This window comes from Candidatus Oleimmundimicrobium sp., assembly GCF_030651595.1.
Lineage (GTDB): Bacteria > Actinomycetota > Aquicultoria > UBA3085 > Oleimmundimicrobiaceae > JAUSCH01.
Genome location: NZ_JAUSCH010000106.1, coordinates 1 through 2,355 on the forward strand (window position 1 = coordinate 1; position 2,355 = coordinate 2,355).

Below are 2,355 nucleotides of genomic sequence, written 5' to 3' on the forward strand. Positions count from 1 at the left end.
AAAAAAGAGCCATGTCTAAAAACTTCGTCAGATCCAGCCCCGGATTCGACGAATATTTTCGTATGATCCGGGATATCTGCTCCATAGAACCTGTGTACTTGTATTCGGCTTGTCTCTCCGCCAACTGGCACATGTCCTCCATGTGTCTTTTGGTCATTCTGCGATTTCGGCCAACTTTTTCCAGAGGTCGGTCCACTCTTCTTGTGATATACGCCAGCCTTCCGTCAGGCATGGGGATAAGCCCGTGAGGGACCGTCCGGATTCCCGCAAGAGCGGCAAGGTGCATCGTCATGTCCTCTATCTCGGGAAGAAAAGGGTATTCCTGAACGGGGGGCTTTAGAATGAACGACCCCCAAAGACCAACGACGGTCAACCTTCCTGATCCTTGCCCCTCCTTTTCCAGGTGAAGAGAGAGCTTGGTCTGGACTCCAGGAACGGTTATGCTTGCCCTGACTGCTTTCTCTGCAAGCTCCTCCAGATACTCATTCGTATAGGGGAGTTCGGGAGGATGCTGGATCCCGAACAGCTTTCCTGAGCAGGATCTGTGGAAGAAGCGCTCCCCGGCATCAAGGGGTTCGTAACAAAAGCCGCAGATGCTCTTCATTCTGCCTCTTCCTCCAGCGGAAGTACTGAAACCGCCCCGATGCAATCCTTGCAGGAGACCAGCAGAAGCCCCATTCTGTCACGGGAATTCACCTTCCAGGTCCTCTCCACCACATCCAGAAGCCACCCCTCGGGGATCAGGCCGTCAAAGAACGGGTGCAGGGTTCGCGAGAAGTGTGGTTCCTCCTGCAGGGGAAGCGTAAGGCTTATCGCGATCGGGCTCTCTTCCGTGAGGTATCCGGGGTTGTACGAAAAGCGGTACCCGTCTTCATCCTCGGACAGAACTCCTGCGGGGCGGTCGAAGATGGAAATTGCGGCTCTCCTTTTCAAGAATTGTTATCCTTCCTGACCGGCCCCATCTCGCAGCCGAACATGTCCAGAACCAGGTTTACCTTGTCCAGTCGAAGAGCAGGTTTCCCGTTCTCAAGCTCCCTGAGGAAACGCAGGCCCACACCAGCCCTGTCCGCCAGTTCGGCCTGGGTTATGCCGAGCGCCTTCCTTTTTTTCTTAACGAACTCCGAAAGTTTTTCCAGCATGATTACACCCCTTAGGGTACGTTTTTACAATCTTCAGGTATATTACACCCTAAAGGGTATATTATCAATAATTATGCGTGGTTTTATACCCTTCAGGGGCTTAAGGGGTTTGATTTTACTTCCGTCTATGATCCGAGGCCTTCCTGTCACCTAGTTCGCCGGTTGCTGTTTTCCGGCAAGGTTTACGCCTTTCGGGTCACGGCCCCTGCAAGGAACACCGCTCCCGCCAGGACCGAAAAGGCGGCTCCGGCAAGAAAGGCGGAGGGAGCGCCGAATGTCTGCCAGAGATAACCGAAGAGGATGTTGGCGGGCAGTGCCCCTACCGATACGGCAAAGTGATGTATCCCGTAGGCCAGCGGGCGCATCTCCGGTTTGACGAAATCCGACACCAGGGCCCTGCCCAGGCTCTCCGCGACTCCGTAATAGATGCCGTAAAGTCCCATGAGCATCCAGACCGCCGCACCCGCCAGATCAAGGGCAAAACCTGCGTAGACCACCGCGTATAACGCAAAGCCCGCGAGATAGAGCCTGGGCCTTCCGACCCTGTCGGCCAGAAGTCCGATGGGATAGGCGGCCAGGACATAGGTAACATTGAAGAGCATCCATACCAGGGGAACCTGAGTTTCCGTCAGGCCGAGTTCGCGGGTGCGCATAAGCAGCAAGAGATCGCTTGAATTGGCTATGGTGAAGAGTACCGTCGAGAAAAGGAAGAAGCGGAAGTTCCTGTTGCCGCTGACCACGCCTCGCCACGCCGGGAAAGGCACCCTGTCCCGCGGCTCGGTCAGGCTGTCGCGTCTGACGAAAGAGGCGGCGATCACGCACAGCGCTCCGGGGATGAGGGTCCAAAGAAAGACCTGCCGCACATCGCCGAAATGTCCCATGAGCAGAAAGGCCAGAAGCGGTCCCACTACCGCGCCGGTGGTGTCCAGTGCCCGGTGGAGCGAGAACGCACGCCCCAGCATCCCGGGAGGCACGGAACCGGCGATGATCGCGTCCCTAGGGGCGCTTCTCATCCCCTTGCCCACCCGGTCGGCGATCCGCAGGCCCAACACGGCCCAGAACGAGCCTGCCAGCGCGTGAAGAGGCTTTGCAACAGAGGAGACCGCATAACCGGCCAGCATGAAACGTCTCGAACGGCCAAACCTCTGGGCAAGAGCACCTCCGATGCCCTTCGTGAACCCCTCCACCGTTTTCGAGGCACCATCGATGAGGCCGA

General features: G+C 57.0%; 4 protein-coding genes. All 4 read right to left on the bottom strand.

The genetic code is table 11. The features are described from left to right. A partial coding sequence (locus Q7U95_RS06215; RefSeq protein ID WP_308752819.1) for a HipA domain-containing protein occupies positions 1-604 on the bottom strand: 604 nt, incomplete at its 3' end. Next, on the bottom strand, positions 601-933 hold the full coding sequence (locus Q7U95_RS06220) for a HipA N-terminal domain-containing protein (protein ID WP_308752821.1): 333 nt from the start codon (positions 931-933) through the stop codon (positions 601-603). The genes Q7U95_RS06215 and Q7U95_RS06220, both read right to left, overlap by 4 nt. Further along, positions 930-1,139: a helix-turn-helix transcriptional regulator gene (locus Q7U95_RS06225; protein ID WP_308752823.1), complete on the bottom strand. Its 210-nt coding sequence runs from the start codon at positions 1,137-1,139 to the stop codon at positions 930-932. The genes Q7U95_RS06220 and Q7U95_RS06225 overlap by 4 nt, the downstream gene beginning before the upstream one ends. Positions 1,140-1,321: 182 nt before the next feature. Continuing rightward, positions 1,322-2,355 (bottom strand): MFS transporter (locus tag Q7U95_RS06230; protein ID WP_308752825.1); only part of this gene is annotated, 1,034 nt, incomplete at its 5' end.

Excerpts from the sequence above, each read along its gene's own strand:
- Q7U95_RS06225 (WP_308752823.1), bottom strand. The coding sequence starts at position 1,139 with ATGCTGGAAAAACTTTCGGAGTTCGTTAAGAAAAAAAGGAAGGCGCTC.